The organism is Streptomyces fragilis (assembly GCF_003112515.1).
Classification (GTDB): domain Bacteria; phylum Actinomycetota; class Actinomycetes; order Streptomycetales; family Streptomycetaceae; genus Streptomyces; species Streptomyces fragilis.
In genome coordinates this window covers 1509808-1536521 of the sequence record NZ_BEVZ01000002.1, presented here as the reverse complement: position 1 = coordinate 1536521, position 26714 = coordinate 1509808, and the positions used below count along the sequence as shown (strand labels likewise).

The following is a 26714-nucleotide window of genomic DNA, read 5'->3' as shown; positions in this document are numbered from 1 at the left end:
AGCAGCCCGGCCGCGCCCCGGGTTCACCCGTCCGGCGGACGGCTGATTTCCATGATCTACAGTTCGGGCGCGTGCTCGCCCGCGCCGAGGTGGCCGAGGTGGCCGTGGTGGACTCGGGGTCCGCCGGACGCGGGCGGGCGGAGACCGGGGATCCGGAACACCGGAGAACCGGAACACCGGAGAAGGGGAGGAAGCATGAGCGCTCAGGAGCTGTTCGGCGGCGGGGTGGCCGTGATCACGGGGGCCGGTTCGGGGATCGGCGCGGGGCTGGCCCGCTACGCCGCCACCGAGCTGGGGATGACCGTGGTCCTGGCCGACGTCGACGCGGGCGCCGTGGCCGCGCTGCGTGAGGAGCTGGTGGCGGGCGGGGCCCGGGCGATCGACGTCGCGTGCGACGTCCGGGACGCCGACGCGGTCGCCCGGCTGGCGGAGCGGACGCTGGCGGAGGCGGGCCCGGTGCGGCTGCTGGTCAACAACGCGGGCGTCGAGCAGTTCGGCTACCTGTGGGACACCCCGGTCGAGAACTGGCGGCGCGTCATGTCCGTCAACGTGGACGGGGCCTTCCACGGTGTCCGCGCCTTCCTGCCCCATCTGCTGGCCGAGCCCGGCCGGTCGTGGGTCTGGAACCTCTCCTCGGTCGGCGGTGTGGGCGCCGCGCCGCTGCAGGCGCCCTACATCGTCAGCAAGCACGCGGTGCTGGCGCTGACCGAGTGCCTGCACCTGGAGGTCCAGGCGGCGGGCCACGGGGACCACGTGCACGTCCAGGCGGTGCTGCCCGGGGCCGTCGCGTCCAACATCTTCCAGGCGGCGGGCGGCGCCGAGGACGGTGGCGACGTCGCCGCGGCGGAGGGTCACCGGGCCCAGATGCTGCAGCTGAACGCCACCGCCATGGACCCGCTGGAGGCGGCCCGGATCTTCTTCGAGCAGTCCGCCAGGGGCGAGTTCTACCTGCTGAACGACGAGTTCGGCGCGCAGCTCATGGCGGCGCGCGCGGACGTGCTCGCCCACCGCAGGGCGCCCGCGCTGCCGCGGTACTGAGCGGACGTGTCCGGTCCTGACGGGTGTGAGGACGGCGATCGCGGCCATCAGGGGAGGAAGGGGGTGCCGTCGGTTGCGGCCGCCGGTCTCCCCGGATCACCCACCCACATGGATCGGAGTGCCGCTCGTGAGCAGGTTGCAGCAGAAGGAACGTCTCACTTCCGGGCTCAAGGGCCTGGGCGGGCAGGCCGGTGAGAGCGGGAAGAAGCTGGGCCGCACGGCCCAGGCGTCGACCGCGCGCGCCACGGCCGTCCTCTCGGGCACCACGGCCAAGGCGCGGGAGAAGGCCGCCGAGGTCGCGCCGCAGATCTCCGCCCGCGCGGGCGAGCTGAAGAACCGTGCGGCCGACGTCACCGGCAAGGTGGGCCAGTCCGTGCCCGCCCCGGTGCGCACGGGCGCCACCCAGGCGGTCACCGCGGTGCGCACCGCGATGCTCGTGGGCCGCTACCGCACCGCCGTCATGGCCGGTGCCGGTGCCGCCCTCGTCTGGATGGTCGTGCGCCGCAAGCGCGGCTGACCGCCGTGGTTCCCGGTGCCGGGGGCCGGACCGCCGCAGGGCGGACCGGCCCCCGCGCCGTGTCCCGGGCCGGGTCCGCCGGGGGTGGGCCTGGCGATTCGGAGGCCGGGCACTCCTGGGGCGGGCCGGGCGGTGCGAAGGCCGAGCATTCTTGGGGCGGGCCGGGCGGTGCGAAGGCCGGGCCGGGCGGTTCGGGCTCCGGTCGCCGGTCGCCGGTCCGGGCGTGTCCTTGACCGACGCGCAAGGGGCGCCCGGCGAGGGGGCGTTCAGGCGGGGAGGGCGCGGGCCGCCGACACCACCCGCACCAGGGCGTCCTCGCGGAACAGCTCACGGCCCCGTGCGACGAGGCGGTCCCGCTCGGCGCCGTCCCGCGACAGCCGCTCGACCGCGCGCAGCAGGGCCGCGCCGTCGGGCGCGTGGATCGACGCGCCGAACCGGGCCATGTGCCGCACACCCGCCTCGCCGTGACCGGGCAGGGGGCGGTGAGCCACCACCGGCAGTCCGGCGGCCAGGGCCTGCACGGCGGTCTGGCCCGCGGCGTTGTCGACCAGCACCCGGACCGCCCCCATCAGCCCGGGCATGTCCGTCACCCAGTCGAGGACCAGTGCGCCGGGCACGCGGGCCGTGCGCGCCCGCAGCCGTTCGTTGCGTCCGCACAGGACGACCGGCAGGAACCCGGCGGAGGCCAGCCGCCGTGCGGTCGCCTCCATGCCCTCGGCGGCGCCCCAGGCTCCGGCCGACAGCAGGACGGGCGGGCGTCCGGGAGCGTGGTCCTCGAAGCGCCGGCGCCAGAGCGCGCTGCCGGCGGCCGGCGTGCGGAAATCGGGCGCCACGACGGGACCGGTCACCCGAACGGGCACGTCGACGCTCCGGCGCACCTCCCGCGCGGCCCGCTCGGTGAGGCAGAGGTACAGGTCGTTGCCGGGGTGCAGCCACTGCCGGTGGACGGCGAAGTCGACGAGGACGACCACGCTGGGGCAGGACAGCCCGTTCCGCTCCCTGAGGTGACCCGTCAGCTGGGCCGCCAGATGGAAGACGGGCACGATCACGTCGGCGCCCGTCCGCCGGACGACGTCCGTCAGCCGGTCGGCGGCCAGACGGGCGAGGGGAACGCCGCTGGGGCGGCGCCCCGGTCCGGGGCGCAGGAACACGCGGTAAAGGCCGGCGTAGAGCCAGGGGAAGTGCCGCACCGCCGCCTGGTAGGAGACGCGGAGCACGGTCCCCGTCCCGAGCGGCAACAGCCGCAGCAGGTCGAGGATCTGGACGTGGTGTCCCTGTTCGCGGGCGCGACGGGCGAGCTCGCGCGCGACGGTGTCGTGACCGGCGCCCATGCCCGCGCTGAGGATCAGCATCCGCAGCGCCTCACGCTGCGGCGCGGGTTGGCGCGGCGAAGGATGTGGTGTGCGCACGAGAAGCAGAATGCCCGGATTCACACACATGCGACACTTGGGCTACGTTGTGCGAAGAAGATCCAGGTCCAGGTCCAGGTCACTTGGAGATCGCCTTGCGTCCGATCGCCGATGCGCCCCGCCACCCCTCGGGCATCCTTCCCACCACAGAGGTCCAGCCATGTCCCACGCGCCCCAGGTAGGCACCGGCGACGTCGCGTCCACCCCGGTGCGCGGCTCGTGGCCGCGCTCCTCGGCCGGGCGTCCGGCCCCCGGCGAACGGGCGCGCACGGCGGTGGTGACCGGCGCTTCCTCCGGGATCGGCGCCGCGGTGGCGCGCCGCCTGTCGGCCGAAGGCTGGGACCTCGTCCTCAACGGGCGCGACGCGGCCCGCCTGCACGAGGTCGCGCGCGGAACCCGGGCGTCGTACCTCCCGGCCGACCTCACCACGCCCGGGGCGGAGAAGCGGCTGACCGGCTTCGCCCTCGACCGGGCGGGGCGCGTGGACGTGCTGGTGGCCGGCGCCGGCATCGGCTGGGCCGGGGACTTCGTCACGATGCCCGCCTCGGCCCTGGAGGAGGTCATCGAGACGGACCTGCTGGCCACGCTGCGTCTGGTGCGGCAGGTCGTGCCCCACATGGTGCGTGAGGGCCGTGGGCGCGTCGTGCTGGTCGGCTCCCTGGCGGGCGTGGTCGGGGTACGGGCGGAGGCCGTGTACTCGGCGGCGAAGGGGGCGCTGGGCGTGTTCTCCGAGGCCTTGCGGTACGAGCTGCGCGGCACGGGGGTCGGGCTCAGCCACGTGGTGCCGGGCGTCGTCGACACGCCCTTCTTCGAACGGCGAGGGGCCCCCTACCGCCGCTCCGCGCCCCGGCCGGTTCCGCCCGAGCGGGTCGCGGACGCCGTGTGGACGGCGGTCTCCCGGGGGCGGGACGAGATCTACGTCCCGGGTTGGCTGCGTCTTCCGGCTCGGGTGCACGGAGCCGCACCGGCCCTGTTCCGGCGCTTGTCCTCCGTCTTCGGGTGACCGGCGGTCAGGGGTGCTCACGGTCGTCCTCGCCCTGCTCGCCGCGCTGTCGAACGCCTCGGCCTCGGTGCTCCAGCGGCGGGCGGCGGCGGACGAGCCGGAGGGTGGCACCGGGCCGCGGCAGACCTCGCGGTGGCTGCTCCGCGTGCTGCGGCGCCCCGTCTGGCTGGCCGGCGCCGGCCTGCTCGCCCTGTCCACCGTCTTCCAGGCCTGGGCCCTGAGCCTGGGCAGTCTGGCCCTCGTCCAGCCGCTGCTGGCCACCGAGCTGCTCTTCACGCTGGCGGTCGGCGCCGTGGTCTTCCGGCGGCGTCCGGCGCCCAGGACCTGCCTGGCGTTCCTCGCTCTGGCCGCCGGGCTCGCGCTGTTCCTGACGGCGGCCGCTCCCACCGCCGGGCGGATGACGGCCCACGCCGGGCGGTGGCTGCCGGCCGCACTGGCGGTCGCGGTGGTCACGACCGGTCTGGCGCTGACCGCCCGCGCGGTGCGGGGAGCTCCGCGCGCCGCCCTGCTGGGACTGGCGTCGGCCGTGTGCTTCGCCGCGACCGCGGCGCTGCTGAAGGAGACCACCGGAGCGTTCGCACAAGGGCTCGGCGCCCTGGTGTCGACCTGGCCCGCGTACGCGACGATCGTCGTCGGAGCCGCGGCCTTCCTGCTGCTCCAGTACGCGTTGCGGGCCGGGACGCTGGCCGCCTCCCAGCCCGCCCTGACCCTGGGCGACGCCCTGACGAGCGTGGCCCTGGGGTGGGTGCTGTTCGGCGAGCGGATCGCGCTGGGCGCCCGCCTGGTGCCCGCGCTGATCGGCGTGCTGCTGATGGGCGCCGGCAGTGTCGGACTGGCGCGGGCCATCCCCGCGGCCGGAAGCTGGGACACGGGAGCGGGAGGGGGCGCCGGCCGCCGGCCCCCGTCACCGGGGCGGCCCGGACACCGGCGGACCCACCGACCGTGAGGAGCACGATCTGTGAACGCGTCCCCGGGCCCGTCGGCCGTCAGGACCACGGCGGCGGTGCTGGTTCCCGCACTCGCCTGCGCCGCGGCGCACATCTCCCCGGCCGCCACCTGGCTGCCCTCGGTGCGCCGTGCCTGCTTCCCCCGTCTGGCCGGTGTCGGCCGCCCCGACCACGTGGCCCTGACCTTCGACGACGGACCGGATCCGCTGTCCACCCCGCTCTTCCTCGACGCCCTGGACGAGCTCGGGGTGCGGGCGACCTTCTTCGTCCTGGGGGACGGCGTCGTACGGCATCCCTCCCTGGTGGCCGAGACCGTCGGCCGGGGACACGAACTGGGGGTGCACGGCTGGGGACACGAGCGCCCCTGGCTGCCCGCCCCGGCGGCCGACCGGCGCGGCCTGCTCCGTACGGCCGGCGCGATCCACACCCTGACGGGCCGTCGCCCCCGCTGGTACCGGCCGCCCTACGGCATCCTGACCTCCGGGCGCCTGGCCGCCGCGCGTACGGCCGGCCTCAGGACCGTCCTGTGGACGGCCTGGGGCCGGGACTGGACGCCGTCGGCCACCGGAGCGTCGGTGTCCGCGCAGGTCCGGGCCGACCTGCACGGCGGGGGGACCGTACTCCTGCACGACACCGACCGCACGGCCGCCCCCGGCTGCTGGCGCGCGGCACTCGCCGCCCTGCCCGAGATCGTCGCCGCGTGCCGCGCCGCCCGCCTGTCGGTCGGTCCGCTCGCCGAACACTGGACGCGCGGCGGCGCGGCCGGGTGAACGCCGGTCACGCCGCCGGACGGGACGGTGCCGAGTTGCCGGACCGTGCGACGACGCGCGTCCGACCGGCGCTTCCGTGCCGCGCGGGGCGCCGGATCAGTGGTCGTCGAACTGCACGGAGACCCGGTCGGTGCTCGACGGCCAGGCCGGCACCCTCAGCACGTCGACGCGGCCGCCCTCGCCGCGCGGGCGCGACACCAGGGTGAGCGGCCGGTCCCGCCGTGAGGTGGCCGGGAGGTAGACGTCCATCCCGGTGAGGAACGGGGTCTGGAAGAAGGGCTGCAGCGGCGCGGAGAGATCGGTGACCTTGTCCGACCCCGCGTCGAAGAGGAACATCCCGATGGTGCGCCTGACGCGCGGCGCGTTCGCCGCGTTCAGCACCTGGACGCCCTCGACGGACAGCGTGTCCCCCGACGCGCCCTGGTCGCCCCACCACTCCTTCTGGCGGGTGACGGTGAGCGCCGAGTGGCCGTCACCCGTCTCGACCTGTCCCGAGATGCCCTCCCCCGGACGGCTGGTGAGCAGCCGGACGAGGTGGTCGGAGCGCTGGAACGGCGGGAAGTACAGGTGGTGGGTGTGCTTCTCGTCCCACACCAGCGCGAACTCGTAGTGGGCCTGGCCCCACGCCCGCACGGGTCCCCAGGCGCCGTCCGCCCCCAGCGTCTGCACGGCTTCCGGCCTGCTGCCGATCCGCGCCCCGGTGAGCGGGTCGATCCGGTGGATCTCCAGCCGCACGCCCGCGACCGGCACGTTGGTGGGGAAGATCTGGGCGCGGCCCGACAGGGTGATGGACAGCTCCGGCAGGACCCGGGTGGTGCGCGGCTCCTCGCCGTGGAAGAACCGGTAGAACTCGGCGAAGGTCTCCTCGGAGGTGACCGTCTCGGTGTGGGCCTGACCGGGGAGGTACACGTTGCGCGCCCCGCCGACGGCGCGGGCCGGGTCGCCCTCCCCCCACACGGCGAGGGTGGGAACGCCGCCGGGCAGGTCGGCGGAGGTCCGGCCGTCGAGGTTGACGTAGTGGGCGACCTTGGCGGCGCGTTCCGGCGAGCTGCGCAGGTAGGCCTGCATCAGCAGGGTGCCCAGCGAGTGGGCGAGCAGGTCGACCCGGTCGGCGCCGCTGCGCTCCAGCAGCGCGTCGATCCGCCGGTCCAGGGCGGCGTACACGGCGTCGGGGGTGGTGGTGGCGAAGGTCGAGTCGTACTCGTGGGTCTCGATCAGCTGGGCCGGGAACCCGTTGCCCGTCAGCCGCCGGGCCTGGGTCTCGAACTGCCCGCCGGAACCGCTCGACCCGTGCACGAAGATCACCGGCCGGAGGGTCGCGGTGTCCCCGGCCCGGTGGTCACCGGCCAGGGCGGGCGCCGGAAGGGCGCAGAGCACGAGCAGCGCGCACAGCAGGGTGACGATCCGTCGGATCCCCCCGCGCGAGGCGGCGGCGGACGTCGCCCGGGGTTCGGGGGACGCCGCTGGAGGCTTGGGTAACGCCGCTCGGGGCTCGGGGGACGCGGCTCGGCGCTCGGGGGGCGCGGCGTCCGGTGACGCGGCGCCGGAGGTCTCGGGGCTGGGTGACACGGTGGTCCACCTCTCGCACGGGGCTCGGGGAAGGTGTTCGTCCGCCACCGTCCCGAGCCGCCGGGACGGGCGGCAAGGGCGCCCCCGGGAGGACTGTGCCGCCGCCCATCACCACCGCCCGGGGCACGACGGGCCGCACAGCCCGCCGTGCCTCGGGCGCCCGCGTCAGTGCTTGCGGAACCGCTCCACCGCCCGCTGGATCTCCTCACCGGTGGCGGTGGACGCCTGGGCCCAGGACTCGAACTCCAGCGTCGCGCCGAAGTCACCGGTCCTGGCGATGCCCACCGCCCGCTTGATGTCCCGCACCAGCGCCGGGTCGACGGCGGCCCAGCGGCCGGCCATGTCGTGGGCGGCGGCGACCGGGTCCTCGGCGACGCGCAGCGCCACCCCTTCGCGCACCGCCGCCTCCGCGTCGAGCGTGCCGCCGTCCAGCAGCAGGGCGAGCGCCTTCTGCGCCCCCAGCGCGTCGACCAGGAACCAGGTGCAGCCGCCGCCGGGGTGGAGTCCGATCCGGGTGAACGTCGCCGCGAACCGGGCGTCCGGGCCGGCCACCCGGACGTCGCAGGCCATCGCCAGGTTGAAGCCGGCGCCCACGGCGGGCCCCTGCACCGCGGCGACGGTCGGGATCCGCAGCGCCCGCAGGCTCAGGAAGCTCTCGTACACGCGGTGCAGGTGCTCGCGCACCTCGGCGACCGGGCGCCCCGCGTCCCCGAACAGCGCGGGCAGGTCGGCCCCGGCACAGAACGCGGATCCGGCGCCGGTGACCACCAGGGTCCGGGCGTCCGGGGCGTGCGCCACCGTGGCGACGGCCTCCCCCAGTTCCCGGCACATGGTCTCGTCGAGACAGTTCCGGCGGTCCGGGTCGTCCAGTGTCAGCGTCCAGCGGCCCTCGTCCTCGACCAGGTCGACCTTCGTCATCCGCGCCCCTTCCTCGGTTCGCCCGGCCGGTGCCGGGTGCTCGGAACCTACCTTCCGTCCGCGCGGCCCGGCACGGCCGGGTGGACGGGCCGCGCCGTCGCCCGGCCGTCCCGCGAACCGCCCCCGGTGGGCGGTCTCCCGCCGAAGGCGCTCAGCGTGCGCTCCAGCGCGGGGAGCGCGCGGACCACCCGGCGGGAGCGGATCAGCAGGTCCCAGGCGGGCTCGAACTTCTTCCAGCCTCCCGCGTAGGCGAGGTGCCGCAGCCGCTCCGGACGTCCCGGCTGAGCGGCCGCGCCGCGCCAGATGTTCGACCAGCGGTAGAACTCCCGGTAGGCCCTCCAGTACCCGTCCTCCAGCTGCCGGGCGGTCATGCCCCGCGGCTCGTACACCACGTGCCGGGTGTCGTACAGGTCCCAGTCCCGGTGCAGGAGGCGTCCCTCGCCCTCCAGCTGCCGCCACAGCCCGGTGGACGGGTAGGGGGTCATGATGTGAAAGGTGGCCGTCTCGATTCCCTGCTCGACGGCCCAGGCGACCGTGCGGTCGAAGACGTCCGGCCCGTCCTGGTCCAGGCCGAAGACGAAGCTCGCGTTCACCATCACTCCGGCGTCGTGCAGCCGCCGGACCGCCGCCGCGTAGTCGGCTCCGATGTTCTGGTTCTTGCGCCGCTCGGCGAGGTTCGCCTCGTTGACGGTCTCGAACCCGACGAACAGGGAGCGCAGCCCGGCGTCCACGGCCTTCTCCAGCAGGCCGGGCCTGAGCACCGAGTTGACGGTGGCGGCGGCCTGCCACAGCCGCCCGGTACCGGCCATCCCGTCGAACAGGGCCTCGGCGAAGCGGCGGTTGCCGAAGAGGTGGTCGTCGAGGAAGTAGAGGTGGCGGCCGGGCAGCCGGTCGATCTCCGCCAGCGCGTCGTCCACCGCCTGCGTGTAGAAGGACCTGCCGCCCTCGAAGAAGGCGTCCTTGTAGCAGAAGTCGCAGTGGTGGGGGCAACCGCGGGTCACCACCAGGGAGTTGGGGACCAGGTACAGCTGGCGCTTGATGAGGTCCCGGCGGACGGGCGGCAGCCCCTCCAGGGTGCGCAGCCGGGAGTCGTAGCGGCGGGCGGGCGCACCCGCGCGGAAGTCCGCGAGGAACGCGGGCCAGGTGTCCTCCCCCGGTCCGGTGAACACCGTGTCCGCGTGCGCGGCCGCCTCCTCGGGCAGCGAGGTGACGTGCAGGCCGCCCATGGCGACGTGGACGCCGCGGGCCCGGAAGTGGTCGGCGATCTCGTAGGCACGCCGCGCGGAGGTGATGTAGGGCTGGACCACCAGGAGGTCCGGACTCTCCAGTGTCTCCAGGTCGATCCGCTCGACGTGCTCGTCGAGCAGGGTGACCTCGTCGTCGGGGTCCAGGTGACCGGCCAGGGTGGCGAGCCCCAGGGGAGGGAAGAGCGAGTACTTGACGGGCCGGAACAGCGGGCTGGTCGCCTCGGTCAGTGCCGGGAGGATCATCGTCACACGCATGCCGGACCAGACCGCGGGAGCGGGTTCGGTGGTTCCCGGTCCGCGGGCGCGAGGGCTTCGGGGCGCCGGCCAGGTCTTCCGGGGGTTCTCATGATCCGAGTACGCTCGCCCTGCCCCGGAGCCAGGGGTCCTGCCGTCCGACCGAGGGAGACCCCCATGACCGCAGCGGACACGTCGGTGAGCCCGGCGGAGGACGGCGCGCCCGCCCCCGTGCTCGCCTTCCGCGACGACGCGCTCGGCGCCGACGACGTGGTGGGCCTGCTCGCCCGGCTGAAGGCCGGCGAGGTGAGCGCGGAGGAGCTGGCGCGGGCCGCGGCGGAGCGGATACGCGCCGTGGACGGCCGGCTCAACGCCATGCAGACGGCCGTCTTCGAGGCCGGGATCGCCTCCGCGCGGGCGGGCACGCGGGGGCCGCTGGCCGGCATTCCCACGCTGGTGAAGGACAACACCACCTACGCGGGACTGCCCACCGGCAACGGCACGGCCGCCGCCGCCCCCGGTCCGGCCACCCGGCACGCCCCGTTCACCCGCCAGTTCACCGCCACCGGGATGACCGTGCTCGGCAAGACGCGGCTGCCGGAGTTCGGGTTCAACGCCAGCACCGAGTTCGAGGACGCCGAGCCGGTCCGCAACCCGTGGAACACCGCGTTCTCCGCGGGCGGTTCGTCCGGCGGCAGCGCGGCGCTGGTGGCGGCCGGCGCGGTGCCGATCGCGCACGCCAACGACGGGGGCGGCTCGATCCGCATCCCGGCCGCCTGCTGCGGCCTGGTCGGGCTGAAGCCGACCCGGGGCCGCATGGCCGCCAACGAGACGGGCCGCGGCCTGCCGATCGACGTGGTGGTGGACGGGGCGGTCACCCGCAGCGTGCGCGACACGGCGGCCTTCCTCGCCGCCGCCGAGCAGGCCCGGCGCGCTGCGAAGCTGCCGCCCGTGGGCCGGGTCGAGGGCCCCGGGGAGCGGCGGCTGCGCGTGGGCCTGCTCCTGGACTCCCCCACCGGCACGGTCACCGACGACGCGACCCGCGCCGCGGTGACCGCGACCGCCACGGTGCTCGAGGGTCTCGGGCACCGGGTGGAGGAGTACCGGATGCCGCTGGACGCCCGCTTCGAGGAGGACTTCGTCACCTACTGGGGTCTGCTGGCCTTCCTCGCGGGCGCGACCGGCAAGCTGCTGATGGACCGGCGCTTCGACCGCCGCCGGATGGACGGTCTCAGCCGCGGCCTGCGGGAGCGGTACCTGCGGCAGTGGCACACGACGCCGGCCGTGCTGCGGCGCCTGCGCCGCGCGGCCCGGGAGGCCTACGAGGACTCCGCCGCGCGGTACGACGTGGTGCTCTCCCCCGTCCTGGCGCACACCACGCCGCGACTGGGGCACCTGTCGCCGTCGGTGCCGTTCCCGGAGCTGATCACCCGGCTGAGGACGTACGTGGCGTTCACGCCGATCAACAACGTGTGCGGCAGCCCGGCGATCTCGCTGCCGGGTCCGGCCCGGACGCCGGACGGCCTTCCGGTGGGCGTGATGCTCTCCGGCCGCGACGGCGAGGAGCGCACGCTGCTGGAGGTCGCCTACGAGCTGGAGGCGTCCCGCGGCTGACCCACCCGGGGGCGCAGGCCCGGCGGGAGCGCGGTGGTGCGGGGCCGGGCGGGGGCGACACGGGTGGCGTACCAGGACGGGCCGGGGCGGAGGGCCGCTGCTTACGCTGATGCCGCCCGGCCGGCCGCCCCGTCCCCGCGCCCCGAACCGGGGCCGTCCAAGGAGCCGCACCACCATGAGCACGTACCGTTCTCCGGCCCGCGCGTCCGGCGCCGTGGCCGTCGCCGTCGTCGCCGCCCTGTCGCTGGCGTCCTGCGGCACCGACACCGCCTCGTCCTCGGGTACCACCCCGACCGGCAGTCCGACCGCCTCCGCCTCGCCCACCGGCACCGGCCAGGCGCACGACGCCCAGGACGTGTCGTTCGCGCAGGGCATGATCCAGTACCACCGCCAGGCGATCGAGATGGCGGACCTCGCCGAGACGCGGGCGGAGTCCCAGGACGTCAAGTCCCTGGCGCAGGACATCAAGCAGGAGGACCAGACCCAGGTCGACCAGATGACCCAGTGGCTCACCTCCTGGGGGGAGCCGGTGCCCGAGGCCAGCCCGACGGGCACCGCGAGCCCCACCGGCACGCAGAGCCCGACCGGGACCGGGAGCCCGACGGGCACCGGAAGCCCGACCGGGACGCAGAGCCCGACCGGCACCGGAAGTCCCACCGGCACGGGAAGTCCCACCGGTACCGGGAGCCCGACCGGCAGCCCCAGCCCCAGCTCCAGCGGCGGGAACATGCCCGGCATGGCCACCCAGGAGGAGCTGGACTCCCTCCGTGACGCCACCGGCGCCGACTTCGACCAGCAGTTCCTCACCCTGATGATCAAGCACCACGAGGGCTCCGTCGAACTCGCCCGCACCGAGACCGAGCAGGGCGAGTACCAGCCGGCCAAGGACGCGGCCCAGTCGATCGTCGACACCCAGTCCCAGCAGATCCAGGAGATGAAGCGCATCCAGAGCGAGAACCAGAACCAGTACTGACCGGGCACACGTCACCTCACTCCGCGTCCGCCGTCCGCACCGCATCCGCCCTCCGCGTCCTCCGGTCCGCCGCCGGGCCACGGCCGCCCCACGCCGCCTCGCGTGGGGCGGCCCGCGTGCGTGCGGACCCGGGGCACGACGGCACCGGGTCACGGCGGCGCCGGGCAGGGCCGGCCGGCGGCCCGGTGGCCGGAAGGCGTCAGGTTTGGTGAAGAGACGCAGGGGCAAGTGTGGCTTCCGGACCCGGGCCCTTCCGTCCTCCCGGGTCTCCCGCGACGCCCAGCGCCGTGCGGCCGTCCCAGCATCACGGAGGTCCGTCGGTGAGCCCCGCCCCGATACCCCAGCCCCCTGCCAGAGCCGCGGACGCGGCCGACGACCCGGAGATCGTGCGCCTGCGGCGACGACTGGAGCGGCTGCTCGGCGTGGCGGCGACGGAGGGGAACGAACTGGTCGCCCTCCGCAACGGCGACGAGATCTTCCCCGCCATGCTCGAGTCCATCCGCACCGCCGAGCACACCATCGACATGATGACCTTCGTCTACTGGCGGGGGCAGATCGCCCGGGACTTCGCGGCCGCGCTCAGCGAGCGGGCCCGGGCCGGTCTGCGCGTACGGCTGCTCCTGGACGGCTTCGGTGCCAGCAGGATCGAGAAGGACCTGCTGGAGACCATGGACGACGCGGGCGTCCAGGTGGCCTGGTTCCGCAAGCCGCTGTGGTTGTCGCCGTTCAAGCAGAACCACCGCTGTCACCGCAAGGTGCTGCTGGTCGACGAGACCGTCGCGTACAGCGGCGGCGTCGGCATCGCCGAGGAGTGGGCCGGCGACGCGCGCGGACCCGAGGAGTGGCGTGACACGCACGTCCGGCTCCGCGGTCCCGCGGTGGACGGCCTGGCTGCGGCGTTCGCGCAGAACTGGGCCGAGGCGCACGACGAACTGTTCGACGACCGGGACCGCTTCCCCGCCCAGGCCCAGCACGGCACCGCCGTGGTGCAGGTGGTCCGGGGGTCGGCGTCGATCGGCTGGCAGGACATGCAGACGCTGCTGCGGGTGATGCTCACCTCCGCCCAGCGCCGCTTCCGGCTGGCCACCGCGTACTTCGCCCCCGACTCGTACTTCGTCGAGCTGCTCTGCGCGACCGCCCGGCGCGGCGTGCAGGTGGAGATACTGCTGCCCGGCCCGTACACCGACCAGCGGGCCTGCCAGCTCGCCGGCCAGGGCTACTACACGCGGCTGCTGGACTGCGGCGTGTCGGTCCACCAGTACCAGCCGACCATGCTGCACACCAAGATCGTGACCGTGGACGGGGTGGCGTCCCTGGTGGGCTCCACCAACTTCAACCGCCGTTCGCTGGAGCACGACGAGGAGGTCATGCTCGCGGTGCTGGACCGGGACTTCACCGCCACGCTCGACGCGGACTTCGACGCCGACCTGGAGCGCAGCGTCGCCATCGACCGCAAGCGGTGGCGCCGCCGGGCGGCGGTGCAGCGCCTGAAGGAGGCCTCGGTCACCCCCATCCGCCGCTTCCTCTGAGGCGCGTGCCCGCGCGGGCACCGGTGCCCGCTGCCCGCTGCCCGTTCAGGGACGAGCACCTTCCGCGGGGCGCGCCGGCCGCGTCTCGAAGTCGCCCCGGCCGTCGAGGCGGACCTCGATCACCGCGTCGAAGCCGTCCGCGGTCGTGGGACGGCGGAGCTTGCGGAAGGTGGCCCGGACGCCGACCTCCGGCACCCGCTCGGCGTCCGGGCGGCCGGCGTTGCGCCGCAGCGAGCCGTCCAGGTCGGGCGGGAACCAGTAGGCGGTCACGGTGGCCCCGTGCGCCCGGCCCGCCTCGATCAGCGGGGCCTACTCGTCGGGCGTGGGGTTGGTGTTGTCCACGGCCACCGGGAGCCCGGCCGCCAGCGCCTCCTCGACCAGGCGCATCTGCCGCCGCTGCTTCCCGCGGGCCCGGCGCGGGAAGAGGTCCTTGCCGACCAGGACGTGGCGGCCGGCCAGGCGGCGCCGGCAGAAGGTCGACTTGCCGGACGCCTGCAGCCCGACCAGCACGGCCAGGTCGGGACCGGCCCCGCCGCCGGCCCCGTCCTCCGGGGTCATCACTCATCTCCCTCCTCCTCGCGCGCGGGTGTCCCTGGGCGCGCGGCCCGAAACACGGTTCGGCATGGGACCGCGTTCTCGGGGGACCCGGTCCCTCCGGCTCAGCGGAGAAGACGGCGAGGCCATGAACACTGTCGAACAGTCGATCGATGTCGAGGTCCCGGTCCACGTGGCGTACAACCAGTGGACCCAGTTCAAGACCTTCCCCCGCTTCATGGACGGGGTGAAGCGCGTCGAGCAGACCCAGGCGGCGCTGACGCACTGGGTGACGCGCATCGGCGGGCGGACCGTGGAGTTCGACGCGGAGATCGTCGAGCAGGTGCCCGACCGGCTGCTGCGCTGGGAGGCCCTGGATCCGCCGCGGCACACCGGCACCGTCTCCTTCGAGTCGCTGGGCGACGACCGCTGCCGGGTGACCCTGCGCCTCGAGGCCGAGGGCACGCCCCGGCTGCGGGAGCGGGTGGGCGCGGCACTCGGCCTGGTGACCCGCTGGGCGGACGGCTCGCTGCGCTGCTTCAAGGAGTTCGTCGAGGGTCAGGGCCGCGAGACCGGCCACTGGCGCGGCGAGATCAGCGGGAGCCACGTGCGCCCGGGCACCCACCACCACAAGCCCCAGGTACCGACCTGGCCGATCGGCTGACCGACCGAGTTGAGGAGAGAACACGTGCAGAAGCCGTCGAGCGAGGAGAACAGCGACGACCGCCTCGAGGTGACGCCCCCCAAGACCTGGGCGGCGGGCGTCCCGGCGGTGTTGCACGCGATGGAGTACTCCCTCTCCCAGACGTCGCCCCGCCGGACCGGCCTCACCCTGCTCAACCTCAACCAGGAGCCGGGCTTCGACTGCCCCGGCTGCGCGTGGCCCGACCCCGCCCCGGGGAAGCGCCCGATGAACGAGTACTGCGAGAACGGCGCCAAGCACACCAACGACGAGGCGACGTCGCGCCGGGTGACGCCGGAGTTCTTCGCCCGGTACTCGGTCGACGAGCTGGCCGGGAAGTCGGACCGGTGGCTCAACCAGCAGGGGCGGCTGACCCAGCCGATGGTCAAGCGGCCCGGCTCGGACCACTACGAGCCGATCAGCTGGAGCTCCGCCCTCGAACTGATCGCCGACGAGCTGAAGTCCCTGGACTCCCCCGACGAGGCCGTCTTCTACACCTCGGGCCGCGCGAGCAACGAGGCCGCGTTCGTCCTGCAGCTGTTCGCCCGCGCCTTCGGCACCAACAACCTGCCCGACTGCTCCAACATGTGCCACGAGTCGAGCGGTTCGGCCCTGAGCGAGACCCTGGGCACCGGCAAGGGCACCGTCAGCCTGTCCGACATCCACCACGCGGACCTCATCCTCACGGTCGGCCAGAACCCGGGCACCAACCATCCCCGGATGCTGTCGGCGCTGGAGGAGACCAAGCGGCGGGGCGGCCGGATCGTCGCCGTCAACCCGCTGCCGGAGGCCGGACTGGCCCGCTTCAAGAACCCGCAGAAGCCGCGCGGCGTGGTCGGGCGCGGCACGCAGATCGCCGACCGCTTCCTGCACATCAAGGTCGGCGGCGACCTGGCGCTGTTCCAGGCGCTCAACGTGCTGCTGCTGGAGGCGGAGGAGGCCGCCCCCGGCACCGTGCTGGCCCACGAGTTCATCGAGACCCACACCACGGGCTTCGAGGAGTTCGCGCGGCACCTGCGCTCCTCCTTCTCCTGGCCGCGCGTCGAGGAGGCCACCGGCCTGACCCGCGCGCAGATCGAGGAGGTACGCGACATGGTGCTGGAGAGCAGGCGGGTCATCGTCTGCTGGGCGATGGGGATCACCCAGCAGAAGCACGGCGTGCCCACCATCCGCGAGATGGTCAACTTCCTCCTGCTGCGCGGGAACGTCGGCCGTCCCGGCGCCGGCGCCTGCCCGGTGCGCGGCCACTCCAACGTGCAGGGCGACCGCACGATGGGCATCTGGGAGCGCATGCCGGACGCCTTCCTCGACGCCCTGCGCGAGGAGTTCGGCTTCGAGCCGCCGCACGAGCACGGCCTGGACTCGGTGAACGCCATCCGCGCGATGCGCGACGGGAAGGTCAAGGTGTTCCTCGGGCTGGCGGGCAACTTCGTGCGCGCCAGTCCGGACAGCGAGGTCACCGAGGCCGCGATGCGGCGCTGCCGCCTGACCGCGCACATCTCCACCAAGCTGAACCGTTCGCACGCCGTCTGCGGCGAGACCGCGCTGATCCTCCCGACGCTGGGCCGCACCGAACGCGACACGCAGGCCGGCGGGGAGCAGTTCGTCACCGTCGAGGACTCGATGAGCCAGGTGCACGCCTCGCGCGGCGTGCTGGAGCCGGCCTCGAAGCACCTGCTGAGCGAGGTCGCCATCCTGAGCCGGCTGGCCCGCGACACGCTGGGCGACAAGGTCCCGGGCGCGCGCTGGGAGCGGTTCGAGGCGGACTACGGCTGCGTCCGCGACCACATCGCGCGCGTGGTCCCCGGCTTCGAGGACTTCAACGCCCGTGTCTCGCGCCCCGGCGGCTTCGCCCTGCCCAACCCCGTCAACCACGGCCACTTCCCGACCGAGAGCGGCAAGGCGGTGTTCAGCTGCAACGAGTTCGAGGCGCTGAGCGCCCCGCAGGGTCACCTGATCCTCCAGACGCTGCGCTCCCACGACCAGTGGAACACCGTCCCCTACACGGACAACGACCGCTACCGCGGCATCCACGGCTCGCGCCGGGTGGTCTTCGTCAACCCCGCGGACGTGCGCGACCTGGGCCTGGAGGAGGGGGCGGCCGTCGACCTGGTCGGGGTATGGCGCGACGGCGTGGAGCGGCGCGCCGAGGACTTCCGCGTCGTGCCCTATCCCACCTCGCGCGGGTGCGCCGCGGCCTACTACCCGGAGACCAACGTCCTGGTCCCGCTGGACAGCGTGGCCGACATCAGCAACACCCCGACCTCCAAGGGCATCGTCGTGCGCCTGGAGGCACGCGGACGCACCGGAGCCGAGGTCCTGACAGGCGCCGCGGCCGAGGGCGACGGCGCCGCCTGAGAAACCGGTTGCTCCCCGGGCGGCCCACGCTGAAGCATGGCGCCATGGGGAGCCGACCGAGCAGCACCGCCACCGCACCCCCGCCCGCCGCGGGGGTGCGGTGCTCGTGGTGGGACGTTCCGCGCCGTGTGCGCGGCCGGGTGGAGGCCGCTCTGGGCTCCCCGGTGGAGGGCGCGGTGACCCAGCCGGGCGGCTTCTCCCCCTGCGTGGCCGCCCGGGTCCGCCTCGCGGACGGCGGGCGGTTCTTCGTCAAGGCGGTGGGCCCCGACCCGAATCCCGACACCCCCGGCCTCCACCGGGCCGAGGCCCGGGTCACGGCCGCCCTCCCGGCCGGGGGATTCCGCGCACTCGCCGAGACCGCCGGGCACGCGGGCGCGGACCCGGGGGCGCGGCTCGATCCGTGGGCGCGCCGGCACCTGGAGCAGCTCGCCGCGCGTGAGGCCGGGTGGGCGGCGGCCGCGGCCGGCACCGCCCTGGTCCACGGTGACCTGCGGGCGGACAACATCCTGCTGACCGCCGACCGCGTGGTGTTCGTCGACTGGCCGTGGGCCGCGATCGGCGCCCCGTGGTTCGACGTGGTGGCCATGGGGCCGAGCGTCGTCATGCAGTCGGACGACCCGGAGGACGCGGTGGCCCGCCTCGACCGGCACCTGGTCGGCCGGGGCGCCGATCCCGGGGACGTCACCACCGTGCTCGTCGCGGTCGCCGGCTACTTCCTGCACTCCGGCCTGCAGGCGCCGCCGCCCGGGCTGCCGACCCTGCGGGCCTTCCAGCGGGCGCAGGGCGAGGCGGCGCTGCGGTGGCTGCGCCGGCGTCAGGACCCCTGGTAGGCCACGGATACTGGCGGGCGTCAGAGAGGTCCGGAGCGCAGCGGGGGCAGGACCAGCTGCCGACGGACCGGGTCGGCCGCGGCGTGGTCGCGGGACTCGGTCTCCAGGACCAGTTCGTTGGTGGGCAGGATGAACGCCCGGACGGTGAGCCGCTCGTCGCGGGCGAGCCGGTCCTCGCGGATGGTGCCGCGGACGAGGGCGTCCAGGGCCTGGCTCGCGGTCTCCACGTCACCGAACCAGGACGCGGCGGTTAGCCGGGCCCGCAGGCGCAGCCGGGCGCCCGGTCCGGCGCACGCGTTGGCGTGGAACTCCTCCGCCCATCGCCACGGCACGTGTTCGGGTTCGGGCAGCGGCAGGGCCGCGGGCCGGTGGACGCGGGTCTCCTGCTCCCCCGCCGGGGCGGCGGGACCGGGCGCCTCGTCCGGTCTGTCCATGGTGACCTCCTTCGTCGCGGCCCACGCACCGGGGCCCTCCACCATGCTCGGCTCGCGACGCCCCGGCTGCCTGAGTACACCTACTCAAACCGGGCGACCTGGGACCACCCGCCCGTAACACGCCTACCGGCGGTCCCTCCTTCCCCCGCACGGCCCACGTCCGCCGCCCGCCGCGGACGCCCGGCTCCCCGGGTCAGCGCCGTGCCGGCCGCGGCATCCCCTCCAGCAGCCGGTGGGGGCCCACCGTCCAGCCGAGGAACCGGCGTCCTCCGTCGGCCTCCACGTCCCGCCCGGCCGCCGGGCCCGCCCAGCCCTCGCGGGGCGCGACCCGTGCCCTGGCGACCAGGGTCGCCAGGTTGTGGGTGGTGAGGATCGTCGTGGTGCGCTGCTGTCCAGCATTCTCGTTCACGGCCGACGCGGCGGGTTCCGCCCCCGCGCCCTCCAGGTCTCAGGCCTGGCGCTCTGGCCGACTGAGCTGCACGCCGTCGTGACGGTGACTCTGTCGGTGTCGCCTCCCGGCGTTCAACCGACTTTCGGTCACCGGCGCGCCCGCGCCGACTCCGAACGGGTGAATGGGGAATGCATGCAGTGCCCCGGTCGCTGGACCGTGGGGACCATGTCATGCAGCTGACCGGAAAGGATGTACCCCATGGTGGACGTCGGACGCTTCGGCATCTGGAGCAGCAAGCTCCGGGAGGGCGGGGGCGAGGCGGTGGAGGCCGTCGAGGAGCTGGACCGGCTGGGTTTCGGGGCCGTGTGGTTCGGCATGGCCTCGGTGCCGGCGGCGGGCGAACTGCTGGCGGCGTCCTCGCGCATCGCGGTGGCCACGGGCATCCTCAGCATCTGGCAGTACGACGCGGCGATGGTCGCCGAGCAGGCGGCGGCCGTGGAGGACCGGCACCCGGGGCGTCTCCTGCTGGGACTCGGCGTCAGCCACGCGCCACTGGCCAAGGACTACCGCAAGCCGTACTCGGCGATGGTCGACTACCTCGACGCGCTGGACTCGGCGTCCGCACCGCTGCCGAAGGAGTCCAGGGCTCTCGCGGCGCTGGGTCCCCGGATGCTGCGGCTGGCCGCCGAGCGCACCGCGGGCGCCCACCCGTACCTGGTCGACGCGCAGTTCGTGGCGCGGGCCCGGGAGACGCTGGGCGCGGGTCCACTGCTGGCGCCGGAGGTCAAGGTGGTGCTGAGCGCCGACCCGGCCGAGGCGCGCCGGATCGGGCGGGAGACGGTCGACATGTACACCCGGCTCCCCAACTACACCGACAACTGGCTCCGCATGGGCTTCGAGGAGAAGGACTTCGCGGACGGCGGCAGCGACCGGCTCATCGACTCGGTGGTGGTCTGGGGCGACGACGACACGATCCGCGCGCGTCTGGCGGAGTTCCACGACGCGGGCGCCGACCACGTGGCGGTCCAGGTCCTCGACGGCGCCCCCGACCGGCACCCGCGGGAGGGCTGGCGCCGCCTGGCCGGTCTGCTGGAGCTGCGCTGACCGCGCGGGTGGCCCCGGGGAGCGGTCCCCGGGGCCACCCGTGGGGCGGTGGCGGCGGGCCGGGTGCTCGCGCCCCGGCCCGCCGGTGTCTCAGGCCGTCACGAGGGTGAGGCCGTACCGGCCGAGGATCTCGTTCACCGGCTGGAACCAGGTCTGGCCGCCGGTCGAGCAGTTGCCCCAGCCGCCGGAGGTGACGCCCTGCGCCTGGTCACCGCTGATGAACGAGCCGCCGGAGTCGCCGCCTTCGGCGCACACGCTGGTCTTGGTCATCTGACGCACCGCGCCCTGGCTGTAGTTGACCGTCTCGTTCTTGGCCAGCACGGTGCCGCAGTGCCAGTGGGTGGTCGAGCCGGAGCGGCAGATCGACGCGCCGACCGGCGCCTCGTTGGAGCCGCGCACCAGCTGGTCGGAGACGGTGCCCCAGCCGAGCACCACCGGCACGGTCCACCAGCCGCTGCCGACGTTCACCCAGGCGTAGTCGTTCTCGGGGAACGACGAGCCCTGGATGTTGCCGATGTAGCTGCGGTCCCAGCCGCTGACCGACTGGCCGACGCCGCCGCAGTGCCCGGCGGTGACGAAGCCTCCGACCACCGAGAACCCTATGGAGCAGCGCACGTTGCCGGTGTAGAAGGGGTCACCGCCGACCGTGCCCGCCGCCAGGGTGCGCGGCGCGCCCGGAACGCTCTCGACGGTCACCGGACCGGCCGCGCGGGCCCGGTCCAGGAACCGCGCGACGGCGTCGTCGGAGCGGCTGCCGTCGGCGACGTTCACGACGACGGTGTTGGCCCGGGGGTCGACGTGCCAGCCGGTCACTCCCTCCGGGGCGTCGAGCCGGTCGATGCGCCGCTGGGCGGCGGCCAGTTCCCGCGCGTCGTGCCGGACCGTGCGGATGTGCGCACCGGTGGCCTTCACGGCACGGCGCGTGCTGTCGGGGGCGTCCGCGGTGACGGCGACGGTGAGCCGGCCGGTCTCGGCGTCGAACCAGGAACCGCCGTAGGAGTCGCCCGCGGCGCGGCGTGCCGTGGGCTCGAGCGCGGTCGCGCTCTTCTCGTCGGCGAGGCGGTCCTCGGCCTCGGCCGCGGTGAGGCCGAGGTCCTGCCGCATGGCCCGCAGCAGCCCGTCGGAGGCGGGCGCCTGCGACGCGGCGGAGGCGGAGCCGTCGTCGGCCGAGGCGGTGGGGGCGGCCGCGGTGGCCCACGTTCCGACGACGAACAGGGCGGCGAGTGCGCCGCGGGTGAGGGCGTTGCGTCTCATGGGGGGGGTGCCTTTCGGTTCGTTCCGGCAGGGGTCGGTGGAACCAGGGATCTCTGAGAGCGCTCTCCCGGCCGGCCGACGGGTGCGCGGCGGGCGGGGAGGCGGAATGGGGGGAGGGAGAGGGATGGTGCGGGGACGCGCGGCGCGGTCAGGCGCCGGCGCCGACCTCGATCGTCCAGGACGTCGGAGCACCGTCCTGGAGGTGACCGTCGACCGCGGGCGCACCCGTGGGGCCGACGTCGTCGTAGGGGAAGGCGTAGCCGATGGTGGCGTGCTCGTGCACCAGCCGGGCGTAGTGGTTGGTGATCGCGTGCTCGTAGTAGCGGTCGGCCGGCACGCCGTCGGGCTGGTTGTCGCCGCCGGGCACCAGCAGCGAACTGCGGTTGAGCGCCGCCGCCAGACGGGCGGCCACCGCGCCGCGGGCGTCGCCGCCGGAGTTGTAGAGCGGGCCGCTCGCACAGCCGAAGATGTCCACGGCGCTGGGTTTGGTGAACGGCACGCCGTTGTCGTTCAGCCCGGCGAAGGTCAGCACGCCGCCGGAGACCCGTCCGGTGTACTTCCCGACGGAGCCCTGCCCGTTCACGGTCAGCCCGGTGGTCTCGTAGCGGCGCCAGACCTCGTCCAGGTAGGGCTGCCAGTAGTCGCCGAAGCCGGCCGGCGAGTGGGCCGGCGCCATCACCCTGACGACCCTGCCCGCGTCGTCGGTGGCGACCAGCCGGTCCCAGGGCGCGCCGTCGGCGGCGTGCTGGGCCCGCAGGCCCTCCGCGATCCGCCCGAGCGCCCCGGCGGGCAGGGGCGGTACCGACTGGGGCCCGGCCTGCCCGGTGCTGGACATCGCGACGGGGAGCGCCACCATGTCCACGTAGCTGATGTTGGCGTAGAGGTTGGCGCTGTTGTACGTGAACTCGCAGAAGGTCCAGTGGGTGCGCCAGTTGGGGTCGCTCGCGGTGAGCGCGGGCTGGACCATGCCCGGTGCTCCCCCGCCGTTCGCCGGGTTGACGAAGAACTGGAGCTTCGCGCCGACGGAGAACCAGACCCGGCCGCTGATGACGTACTGGTGCAGCGGCACCCGCACCCCGGACGAGCCCGAGGGGCCCAGGGGGATGGAGTGGTCGGCCACGGGTGTGAGGACCGAGGAGGGGCTGGGCAGCCGCCGGAAGGTTCCGTCGGCGGTGACGAAGCCGGGCCATCCGGACTCGTCGGCGCCGCTGATGTAGGCGTACACGGTGCCGCTGCCGGAGGTGTTGCGCAGGGTGATCGGCAGCGACGCCGCGGCGGCCGGGGACTCACCGGCCGTCGCGCGCTGCGGCCTGGTCAGGAGCCAGGCGGGCGCTCCGAGCGTGGCGGCCGCGCCCGCGACCATGAAGGACCGTCGGGAAACCACGTGTTCCTCCTGAGATCGTCCCGGTGCGGCGCCACGAGGGCACGCGCCCGGGATGGTGGGGGGTGATCAGGCAGGTGGGCAGGGCCCGCACGACGTGGTCACCGTGTGCGGACCCGCCCCGGAGTGGCGTGTTCGGTTCTGATGAAATCCTGTTGCTTTTGGAACGTCAAGTACTCTGAGAGCGCTCTCAGTTGAAAGTTTCGAAGTCCTTGGTGGACTGCCAGACTGTCCGTATGACGACGACCGCCGCCGACACCAAGGCCGACCTCCGCCGTTACCTCCAGGACGCGCGCGATGCGCTGCTGTGGAAGCTGGAGGGTCTCTCCGAGTACGACGTCCGCCGGCCGCTCACCGGGACCGGGACCAATCTGCTGGGTCTGGTGAAGCACCTGGCGACCGTCGAACTCGGCTACCTGGGCGAGGTGTTCGGCCGTCCGTCCGGCATCCCCCTGCCGTGGGTGGCGGAGGGCGCGGAGACCAACGCGGACATGTGGGCCACCGCCGGGGAGTCGCGCGCGTTCGTGGTCGGCATGTACCGGCAGGCCTGGGCGCACGCGGACGCGACCCTGGAGGCGCTGCCCCTGGAGGCGGTGGGCACGGTGCCCTGGTGGCCGGCGGAGCGCCGGACGATCACACTGCACCACGCCGTGGTGCGGGTGATCGCCGACGCCCAGCGCCACGCGGGACACGCGGACATCGTCCGTGAGCTGATCGACGGGGCGGTGGGCATGCGCGAGGACAACACGGCACTGGCGGAGGGGGACGCGGCCTGGTGGCGGGCCCACCGCGACCGCCTGGAGCGCGTGGCCCGGGAGGCCTGAGGCCCGCCTGCCTGCTCCCACATAGGCGCACCCCGCTCCTATGTGCTGTCACTCCACTGGCAGGTGTCCGGCCCGTTCGTACGGTCGGAGCGCGTGACCCCCACACGCGCCCCCGCACCGATCCCTTCCGGGAGGACCCCATGCCGGTTCCCGACCGCTCCCGACCCGGGGCACGAGCCCGCGCGTTCGGCCTGACCGCTGTACTCGCCCTGCTGCTGGCCCTGTTCGCCGCCCCGGCGCCCGCCTCCGCCGCCTCGCTGACCCAGGTCACCGGGTTCGGCACCAATCCGGGCAACCTCCAGATGTACGCCTACGTGCCCGACGGGCTCCCGGCCGGCGCGCCGCTGGTCGTCGCCCTGCACGGCTGCACGCAGAGCGCCGCGGACTACCACTCCCACGCCGGGTGGGCCAAGTACGCGGACCTGTACCGGTTCGCCGTCGTGTACCCGCACACGTCGAGCGCCAACAACGCCAACTCCTGCTTCAACTGGTTCCAGTCCTCCGACACGGCCCGGGGCCAGGGAGAGGCACTCTCCGTCAAGCAGATGGTCGACCACGCGACCGGCCGCTACGGCAGCGACCGCGACCGGGTGTTCGTCACCGGGCTGTCGGCGGGCGGGGCGATGACCGCCGCGCTGCTCGCCGCCTACCCGGACGTCTTCGCGGGCGGCTCCATCGCCTCCGGCATCCCCGCCGGCTGCGCCACCTCCGTCGCCAACGCCTACACCTGCATGTACAACGCGACGGCGAAGACCCCCAAGCAGTGGGGCGACGCGGTGCGCTCGGCGTCGGGCGGCTGGACCGGTCCCTGGCCGCGGGTCGCCGTCTGGCACGGCACGTCCGACACGACCGTGGTGCCCGCCAACGCCACCCAGTCGCGCGACCAGTGGACGAACGTCTGGGGCCTGGGCCAGACCCCCGCCTCCACCGCCTCGCTCCCCGGTAACACCACACAGGCCGTGTACACCGACGCCCGGGGCGTCCCCGCGGTCACCACGTTCACCGTCTCCGGCATGGGCCACGGAACGGCCGTCGACCCCGGCACGGGCACCTCGCAGTGCGGCACCGCGGGCGCCTACTACCTGGACACCATCTGCTCCAGCTACTACACCGCCCTCTTCTGGGGCCTGGACGGGGGCGCCGTCGACCCCGGCGGCCCCGGCGCCCTGCCGGCGCCCACCGGGCTCGCGGCCGGCGCCGTCACCGACAGCGGCGTGACGCTGTCGTGGAACGCGGTGAGCGGGGCGGCATCGTACGAGATCTACCGCGGCGGCTCCCGGATCGGCACCGCCACCGGCGTCTCGTACACCGACACCGGCCTGTCCCCGGGCACGGCGTACACCTATTCGGTGGCCGCCGTGGACTCCTCCGGCGCGGCCGGCGCCCGCTCCGCGTCCGTCACCGCGACCACGAGCGGCGGCGGCGGAGGCTTCGAGCACCGTTGCTTCACGGCCTCCAACTACGCGCACGTGCAGGCAGGCCGGGCCCGTCAGAGCGGCGGCTACGCCTACGCCCTGGGGTCGGGCCAGAACATGGGGCTGTACAACACCTTCTACAGCCACACGCTGGAGGAGATCTCGGCGGGCCACTTCGTGATCTCCGACGCGGGGTGCCCGTCCTGACACGGATCCCACCTGAGGGGCCGTCACGCCACCGGGGGTGACGGCCCTCCGCCCCTCCGGCCCGCGATAATTATCTTGACGTCAAGAATTACGCGGCGAAGACTGCCCCTGGTCGAATTCCAGGAGCCGCCGCATGCCCTCGCCGCTGTCCCGCCTACTCCCCCAAGACCGCCTCGTCAGGGCGATGTCGGCCCAGTCGGTCCTCTCGGCGTTCGCCGAGGGCGCCTTCATCACCGGGGAGGCGGTGTACTTCACCCAGGTCGTCGGACTGAGTCCCGCCCAGGTCGGCCTGATGCTGACCCTCTCCCTCGCGGCGGCGTTCGTGTTCTCGGTGCCGCTGGGCCGCCTGGCCGACCGGGTGGGAACCCGGCGCAGCTGGATCGTGGGCTCCGCCCTGGAGGCCGTGTTCTTCGCCTCCTGGTTCCTCGCCGACTCCTTCGTCACGGCGCTGGCCGTCCTGATCCCGCTGAGCCTGGCGAACACCTGGGTGCGCACCGGGCGCAGCGCCTACCAGACGCAGGTCTTCCCGCGGGAGAAGCGGGTGTACGCGCGGGCCTACCTGCGCGCCGCCCGCAACGCCGGGTACTCCGTGGGCGCCCTGGCCGGCGGCCTGGCCCTCGCCCTGGACAGCCTCACCCTGGTCCATGCCGTGCCCCTGTTCACCTCGGTGGTGCTGCTGGCCAACGCCTACTGGGTGACCCGGCTCCCCGAACCTCCCCGGCCCGAGCCGGTGGTGCCCGCCGTGGCCGTGGCGGAGAGCGCGGCCCGCCCGGGCCGCCGCCGCGATCCGCGCGCCGCGCTGCGCAACCGTCCCTTCGTGCTGATGACCTTCCTGAACGGCGTGCTGGGCACCCACCAGGTGCTGCTGATGACGGTCATCCCACTGTGGCTGGTGGCCGAGACCGACGCGCCGAAGGTGGTGCTGGCCTGGCTGTACGGCACCAACACCGTGATGGCGGTGGCCCTGCAGGTGGCCGCCGCCCGAGGGGTCGCCACGGTGACCGACTCGCTCCGCGCACAGCGCCGCGGCGCGCTCTGCTTCCTGGTCTCCTGCGGCATCATCGCCGTCACCCACGACACGGCGGGCTGGGTGACGATCGCGCTGATGTGGGTCGGACACGTCACGGTGACCGGGGCGGAGCTGTACCAGTCGGCGGGACAGTGGGGACTGGTCGCGGAGCTGGCCGACCCCGAGCGGCGCGGCGAGTACGAGGGCGTGGTGGGCCTCGGCTACAACCTGGGGTCGGTCTGGGCGCCGGCCGCGTACACCTACCTGGCCATGTCCTGGGGCGCCGCGGGCTGGGCGGTGATCGCCGCGGTCATCCTCACAGCCGCCGTGGCGATCCACCCGGCGGCCCGCGCGGGCGAGCGGCACCTGCGGCGCCTGGACATCGCACCGGAGGAAGCGCGCGGGACGGCGGACACCGCGGAACCCCCTGCGGAGCCCTCCGCCGAGTCCTCCGCGAGGCCCTCCGTGAAGTCCTCCGTGAAGCCCTCCGAGGAACCCGCTTTGCATGACCATACGGGTTGAT

25 protein-coding genes and 1 tRNA gene are annotated in these 26714 nt (G+C 74.3%); 15 read left to right on the top strand and 11 right to left on the bottom strand.

The features are described from left to right. The first annotated feature begins 195 nt into the window (after nucleotides 1-195). Both Sfr03f_RS08470 and Sfr03f_RS08465 read left to right on the top strand, forming a co-directional pair. Nucleotides 196-1038, top strand: coding sequence for an SDR family NAD(P)-dependent oxidoreductase (locus Sfr03f_RS08470; RefSeq protein ID WP_108953026.1), 843 nt, complete (start codon nucleotides 196-198; stop codon nucleotides 1036-1038). 127 nt (nucleotides 1039-1165) lie between these two features. Next, nucleotides 1166-1555 (top strand): hypothetical protein, encoded by a 390-nt coding sequence (locus tag Sfr03f_RS08465; protein WP_159105592.1) that lies wholly within the window; start codon nucleotides 1166-1168, stop codon nucleotides 1553-1555. Between the two features lie 266 nt (nucleotides 1556-1821). Here the strand turns inward: Sfr03f_RS08465 and Sfr03f_RS08455 are convergent, their stop codons facing one another. Continuing rightward, nucleotides 1822-2907: an MGDG synthase family glycosyltransferase gene (locus Sfr03f_RS08455; protein WP_245967461.1), complete on the bottom strand. Its 1086-nt coding sequence runs from the start codon at nucleotides 2905-2907 to the stop codon at nucleotides 1822-1824. A gap of 217 nt (nucleotides 2908-3124) precedes the next feature. On the opposite strand from Sfr03f_RS08455, the gene Sfr03f_RS08450 reads away from it, so the two are divergent. From Sfr03f_RS08450 to Sfr03f_RS08440, 3 genes are read left to right on the top strand one after another with little or no spacing between them, the layout of a single operon-like run. Then, a complete protein-coding gene (locus Sfr03f_RS08450) occupies nucleotides 3125-3967 on the top strand; it encodes an SDR family NAD(P)-dependent oxidoreductase (protein ID WP_108953024.1) in 843 nt (280 codons plus the stop codon). Nucleotides 3968-3980: 13 nt separating this feature from the next. Further along, the gene (locus tag Sfr03f_RS08445; RefSeq protein ID WP_108953023.1) at nucleotides 3981-4913 is read left to right on the top strand and encodes a DMT family transporter; all 933 of its coding nucleotides are present in this window, start codon (nucleotides 3981-3983) and stop codon (nucleotides 4911-4913) included. Between the two features lie 12 nt (nucleotides 4914-4925). After that, complete coding sequence (locus Sfr03f_RS08440) at nucleotides 4926-5684, top strand: polysaccharide deacetylase family protein (RefSeq protein ID WP_245967460.1); 759 nt, start codon at nucleotides 4926-4928, stop codon at nucleotides 5682-5684. Nucleotides 5685-5780: 96 nt separating this feature from the next. On the opposite strand, the gene Sfr03f_RS08435 is transcribed toward Sfr03f_RS08440, so the two are convergent. The 3 genes from Sfr03f_RS08435 to Sfr03f_RS08425 all read right to left on the bottom strand — a co-directional run bounded on the left by Sfr03f_RS08435 (nucleotide 5781) and on the right by Sfr03f_RS08425 (nucleotide 9661). Further along, complete coding sequence (locus Sfr03f_RS08435) at nucleotides 5781-7253, bottom strand: alpha/beta fold hydrolase (RefSeq protein ID WP_218028135.1); 1473 nt, start codon at nucleotides 7251-7253, stop codon at nucleotides 5781-5783. Between the two features lie 165 nt (nucleotides 7254-7418). Further along, nucleotides 7419-8171 (bottom strand): enoyl-CoA hydratase, encoded by a 753-nt coding sequence (locus tag Sfr03f_RS08430; RefSeq protein ID WP_108953022.1) that lies wholly within the window; start codon nucleotides 8169-8171, stop codon nucleotides 7419-7421. Nucleotides 8172-8218: 47 nt separating this feature from the next. Next, nucleotides 8219-9661 carry a B12-binding domain-containing radical SAM protein gene (locus Sfr03f_RS08425; protein WP_245967459.1) on the bottom strand — a complete coding sequence of 481 codons (1443 nt, stop codon included), beginning with the start codon at nucleotides 9659-9661 and terminating at the stop codon, nucleotides 8219-8221. Between the two features lie 168 nt (nucleotides 9662-9829). On the opposite strand from Sfr03f_RS08425, the gene Sfr03f_RS08420 reads away from it, so the two are divergent. The 3 genes from Sfr03f_RS08420 to Sfr03f_RS08410 all read left to right on the top strand — a co-directional run bounded on the left by Sfr03f_RS08420 (nucleotide 9830) and on the right by Sfr03f_RS08410 (nucleotide 13768). Continuing rightward, entirely contained in the window at nucleotides 9830-11266 is a 1437-nt protein-coding gene (locus Sfr03f_RS08420; protein ID WP_108953020.1) for an amidase, read from the top strand. 175 nt (nucleotides 11267-11441) lie between these two features. After that, nucleotides 11442-12239 carry a DUF305 domain-containing protein gene (locus Sfr03f_RS08415; protein ID WP_159105591.1) on the top strand — a complete coding sequence of 266 codons (798 nt, stop codon included), beginning with the start codon at nucleotides 11442-11444 and terminating at the stop codon, nucleotides 12237-12239. Between the two features lie 335 nt (nucleotides 12240-12574). Then, nucleotides 12575-13768, top strand: coding sequence for a phospholipase D-like domain-containing protein (locus Sfr03f_RS08410; RefSeq protein WP_245967512.1), 1194 nt, complete (start codon nucleotides 12575-12577; stop codon nucleotides 13766-13768). A 45-nt stretch (nucleotides 13769-13813) separates the two neighbouring features. Here the strand turns inward: Sfr03f_RS08410 and Sfr03f_RS31145 are convergent, their stop codons facing one another. Both Sfr03f_RS31145 and Sfr03f_RS31140 read right to left on the bottom strand, forming a co-directional pair. Beyond that, on the bottom strand, nucleotides 13814-14038 hold the full coding sequence (locus Sfr03f_RS31145) for a hypothetical protein (protein WP_245967458.1): 225 nt from the start codon (nucleotides 14036-14038) through the stop codon (nucleotides 13814-13816). 39 nt (nucleotides 14039-14077) lie between these two features. Further along, nucleotides 14078-14326, bottom strand: coding sequence for an AAA family ATPase (locus tag Sfr03f_RS31140; protein ID WP_245967457.1), 249 nt, complete (start codon nucleotides 14324-14326; stop codon nucleotides 14078-14080). 124 nt (nucleotides 14327-14450) lie between these two features. On the opposite strand from Sfr03f_RS31140, the gene Sfr03f_RS08400 reads away from it, so the two are divergent. Genes Sfr03f_RS08400 through Sfr03f_RS08390 form a run of 3 tightly spaced genes read left to right on the top strand, consistent with a single transcriptional unit; the run spans nucleotide 14451 to nucleotide 18172 of the window. Continuing rightward, the gene (locus Sfr03f_RS08400) at nucleotides 14451-14966 is read left to right on the top strand and encodes an SRPBCC family protein (RefSeq protein ID WP_108953018.1); all 516 of its coding nucleotides are present in this window, start codon (nucleotides 14451-14453) and stop codon (nucleotides 14964-14966) included. 24 nt (nucleotides 14967-14990) lie between these two features. Further along, the gene (locus Sfr03f_RS08395; protein ID WP_281262825.1) at nucleotides 14991-17342 is read left to right on the top strand and encodes an FdhF/YdeP family oxidoreductase; all 2352 of its coding nucleotides are present in this window, start codon (nucleotides 14991-14993) and stop codon (nucleotides 17340-17342) included. 44 nt (nucleotides 17343-17386) lie between these two features. Further along, nucleotides 17387-18172, top strand: coding sequence for a phosphotransferase family protein (locus Sfr03f_RS08390; RefSeq protein ID WP_108953017.1), 786 nt, complete (start codon nucleotides 17387-17389; stop codon nucleotides 18170-18172). A gap of 20 nt (nucleotides 18173-18192) precedes the next feature. Here the strand turns inward: Sfr03f_RS08390 and Sfr03f_RS08385 are convergent, their stop codons facing one another. The 3 genes from Sfr03f_RS08385 to Sfr03f_RS08375 form a co-directional block, all read right to left on the bottom strand. After that, entirely contained in the window at nucleotides 18193-18606 is a 414-nt protein-coding gene (locus Sfr03f_RS08385) for a hypothetical protein (RefSeq protein WP_159105590.1), read from the bottom strand. A 193-nt stretch (nucleotides 18607-18799) separates the two neighbouring features. After that, entirely contained in the window at nucleotides 18800-19015 is a 216-nt protein-coding gene (locus Sfr03f_RS08380; protein ID WP_108953015.1) for a hypothetical protein, read from the bottom strand. A gap of 2 nt (nucleotides 19016-19017) precedes the next feature. Further along, a tRNA-Ser gene (locus Sfr03f_RS08375) sits at nucleotides 19018-19091 on the bottom strand. 164 nt (nucleotides 19092-19255) lie between these two features. Between Sfr03f_RS08375 and Sfr03f_RS08370 the strand changes: the two genes are divergently transcribed. After that, nucleotides 19256-20101 (top strand): LLM class F420-dependent oxidoreductase, encoded by an 846-nt coding sequence (locus Sfr03f_RS08370; RefSeq protein WP_170145044.1) that lies wholly within the window; start codon nucleotides 19256-19258, stop codon nucleotides 20099-20101. A gap of 90 nt (nucleotides 20102-20191) precedes the next feature. Here the strand turns inward: Sfr03f_RS08370 and Sfr03f_RS08365 are convergent, their stop codons facing one another. Continuing rightward, nucleotides 20192-21355 carry a S1 family peptidase gene (locus Sfr03f_RS08365; protein WP_108953014.1) on the bottom strand — a complete coding sequence of 388 codons (1164 nt, stop codon included), beginning with the start codon at nucleotides 21353-21355 and terminating at the stop codon, nucleotides 20192-20194. Nucleotides 21356-21503: 148 nt separating this feature from the next. Beyond that, on the bottom strand, nucleotides 21504-22739 hold the full coding sequence (locus tag Sfr03f_RS08360) for a beta-1,3-glucanase family protein (RefSeq protein ID WP_170145043.1): 1236 nt from the start codon (nucleotides 22737-22739) through the stop codon (nucleotides 21504-21506). Nucleotides 22740-22972: 233 nt separating this feature from the next. On the opposite strand from Sfr03f_RS08360, the gene Sfr03f_RS08355 reads away from it, so the two are divergent. The 3 genes from Sfr03f_RS08355 (at nucleotide 22973) to Sfr03f_RS08345 (ending at nucleotide 26713) form a co-directional block, all read left to right on the top strand. After that, nucleotides 22973-23560, top strand: a complete 588-nt coding sequence (locus Sfr03f_RS08355) for a DinB family protein (protein ID WP_108953012.1) — start codon at nucleotides 22973-22975, stop codon at nucleotides 23558-23560. 140 nt (nucleotides 23561-23700) lie between these two features. Then, a complete protein-coding gene (locus Sfr03f_RS08350) occupies nucleotides 23701-25182 on the top strand; it encodes an extracellular catalytic domain type 1 short-chain-length polyhydroxyalkanoate depolymerase (protein WP_108953011.1) in 1482 nt (493 codons plus the stop codon). Between the two features lie 133 nt (nucleotides 25183-25315). Further along, nucleotides 25316-26713 (top strand): MFS transporter, encoded by a 1398-nt coding sequence (locus Sfr03f_RS08345; RefSeq protein WP_108953010.1) that lies wholly within the window; start codon nucleotides 25316-25318, stop codon nucleotides 26711-26713. The last annotated feature ends 1 nt before the right edge of the window (nucleotide 26714 follow it).

Excerpts from the sequence above, each read along its gene's own strand:
- Sfr03f_RS08470 (WP_108953026.1), top strand. The coding sequence starts at position 196 with ATGAGCGCTCAGGAGCTGTTCGGCGGCGGGGTGGCCGTGATCACGGGG.
- Sfr03f_RS08455 (WP_245967461.1), bottom strand. The coding sequence starts at position 2,907 with ATGCTGATCCTCAGCGCGGGCATGGGCGCCGGTCACGACACCGTCGCG.
- Sfr03f_RS08450 (WP_108953024.1), top strand. The coding sequence starts at position 3,125 with ATGTCCCACGCGCCCCAGGTAGGCACCGGCGACGTCGCGTCCACCCCG.
- Sfr03f_RS08430 (WP_108953022.1), bottom strand. The coding sequence starts at position 8,171 with ATGACGAAGGTCGACCTGGTCGAGGACGAGGGCCGCTGGACGCTGACA.
- Sfr03f_RS08425 (WP_245967459.1), bottom strand. The coding sequence starts at position 9,661 with ATGATCCTCCCGGCACTGACCGAGGCGACCAGCCCGCTGTTCCGGCCC.
- Sfr03f_RS08420 (WP_108953020.1), top strand. The coding sequence starts at position 9,830 with ATGACCGCAGCGGACACGTCGGTGAGCCCGGCGGAGGACGGCGCGCCC.
- Sfr03f_RS08415 (WP_159105591.1), top strand. The coding sequence starts at position 11,442 with ATGAGCACGTACCGTTCTCCGGCCCGCGCGTCCGGCGCCGTGGCCGTC.
- Sfr03f_RS31140 (WP_245967457.1), bottom strand. The coding sequence starts at position 14,326 with ATGACCCCGGAGGACGGGGCCGGCGGCGGGGCCGGTCCCGACCTGGCC.
- Sfr03f_RS08400 (WP_108953018.1), top strand. The coding sequence starts at position 14,451 with ATGAACACTGTCGAACAGTCGATCGATGTCGAGGTCCCGGTCCACGTG.
- Sfr03f_RS08390 (WP_108953017.1), top strand. The coding sequence starts at position 17,387 with ATGGGGAGCCGACCGAGCAGCACCGCCACCGCACCCCCGCCCGCCGCG.
- Sfr03f_RS08385 (WP_159105590.1), bottom strand. The coding sequence starts at position 18,606 with ATGGACAGACCGGACGAGGCGCCCGGTCCCGCCGCCCCGGCGGGGGAG.
- Sfr03f_RS08370 (WP_170145044.1), top strand. The coding sequence starts at position 19,256 with ATGGTGGACGTCGGACGCTTCGGCATCTGGAGCAGCAAGCTCCGGGAG.
- Sfr03f_RS08365 (WP_108953014.1), bottom strand. The coding sequence starts at position 21,355 with ATGAGACGCAACGCCCTCACCCGCGGCGCACTCGCCGCCCTGTTCGTC.
- Sfr03f_RS08355 (WP_108953012.1), top strand. The coding sequence starts at position 22,973 with ATGACGACGACCGCCGCCGACACCAAGGCCGACCTCCGCCGTTACCTC.
- Sfr03f_RS08350 (WP_108953011.1), top strand. The coding sequence starts at position 23,701 with ATGCCGGTTCCCGACCGCTCCCGACCCGGGGCACGAGCCCGCGCGTTC.
- Sfr03f_RS08345 (WP_108953010.1), top strand. The coding sequence starts at position 25,316 with ATGCCCTCGCCGCTGTCCCGCCTACTCCCCCAAGACCGCCTCGTCAGG.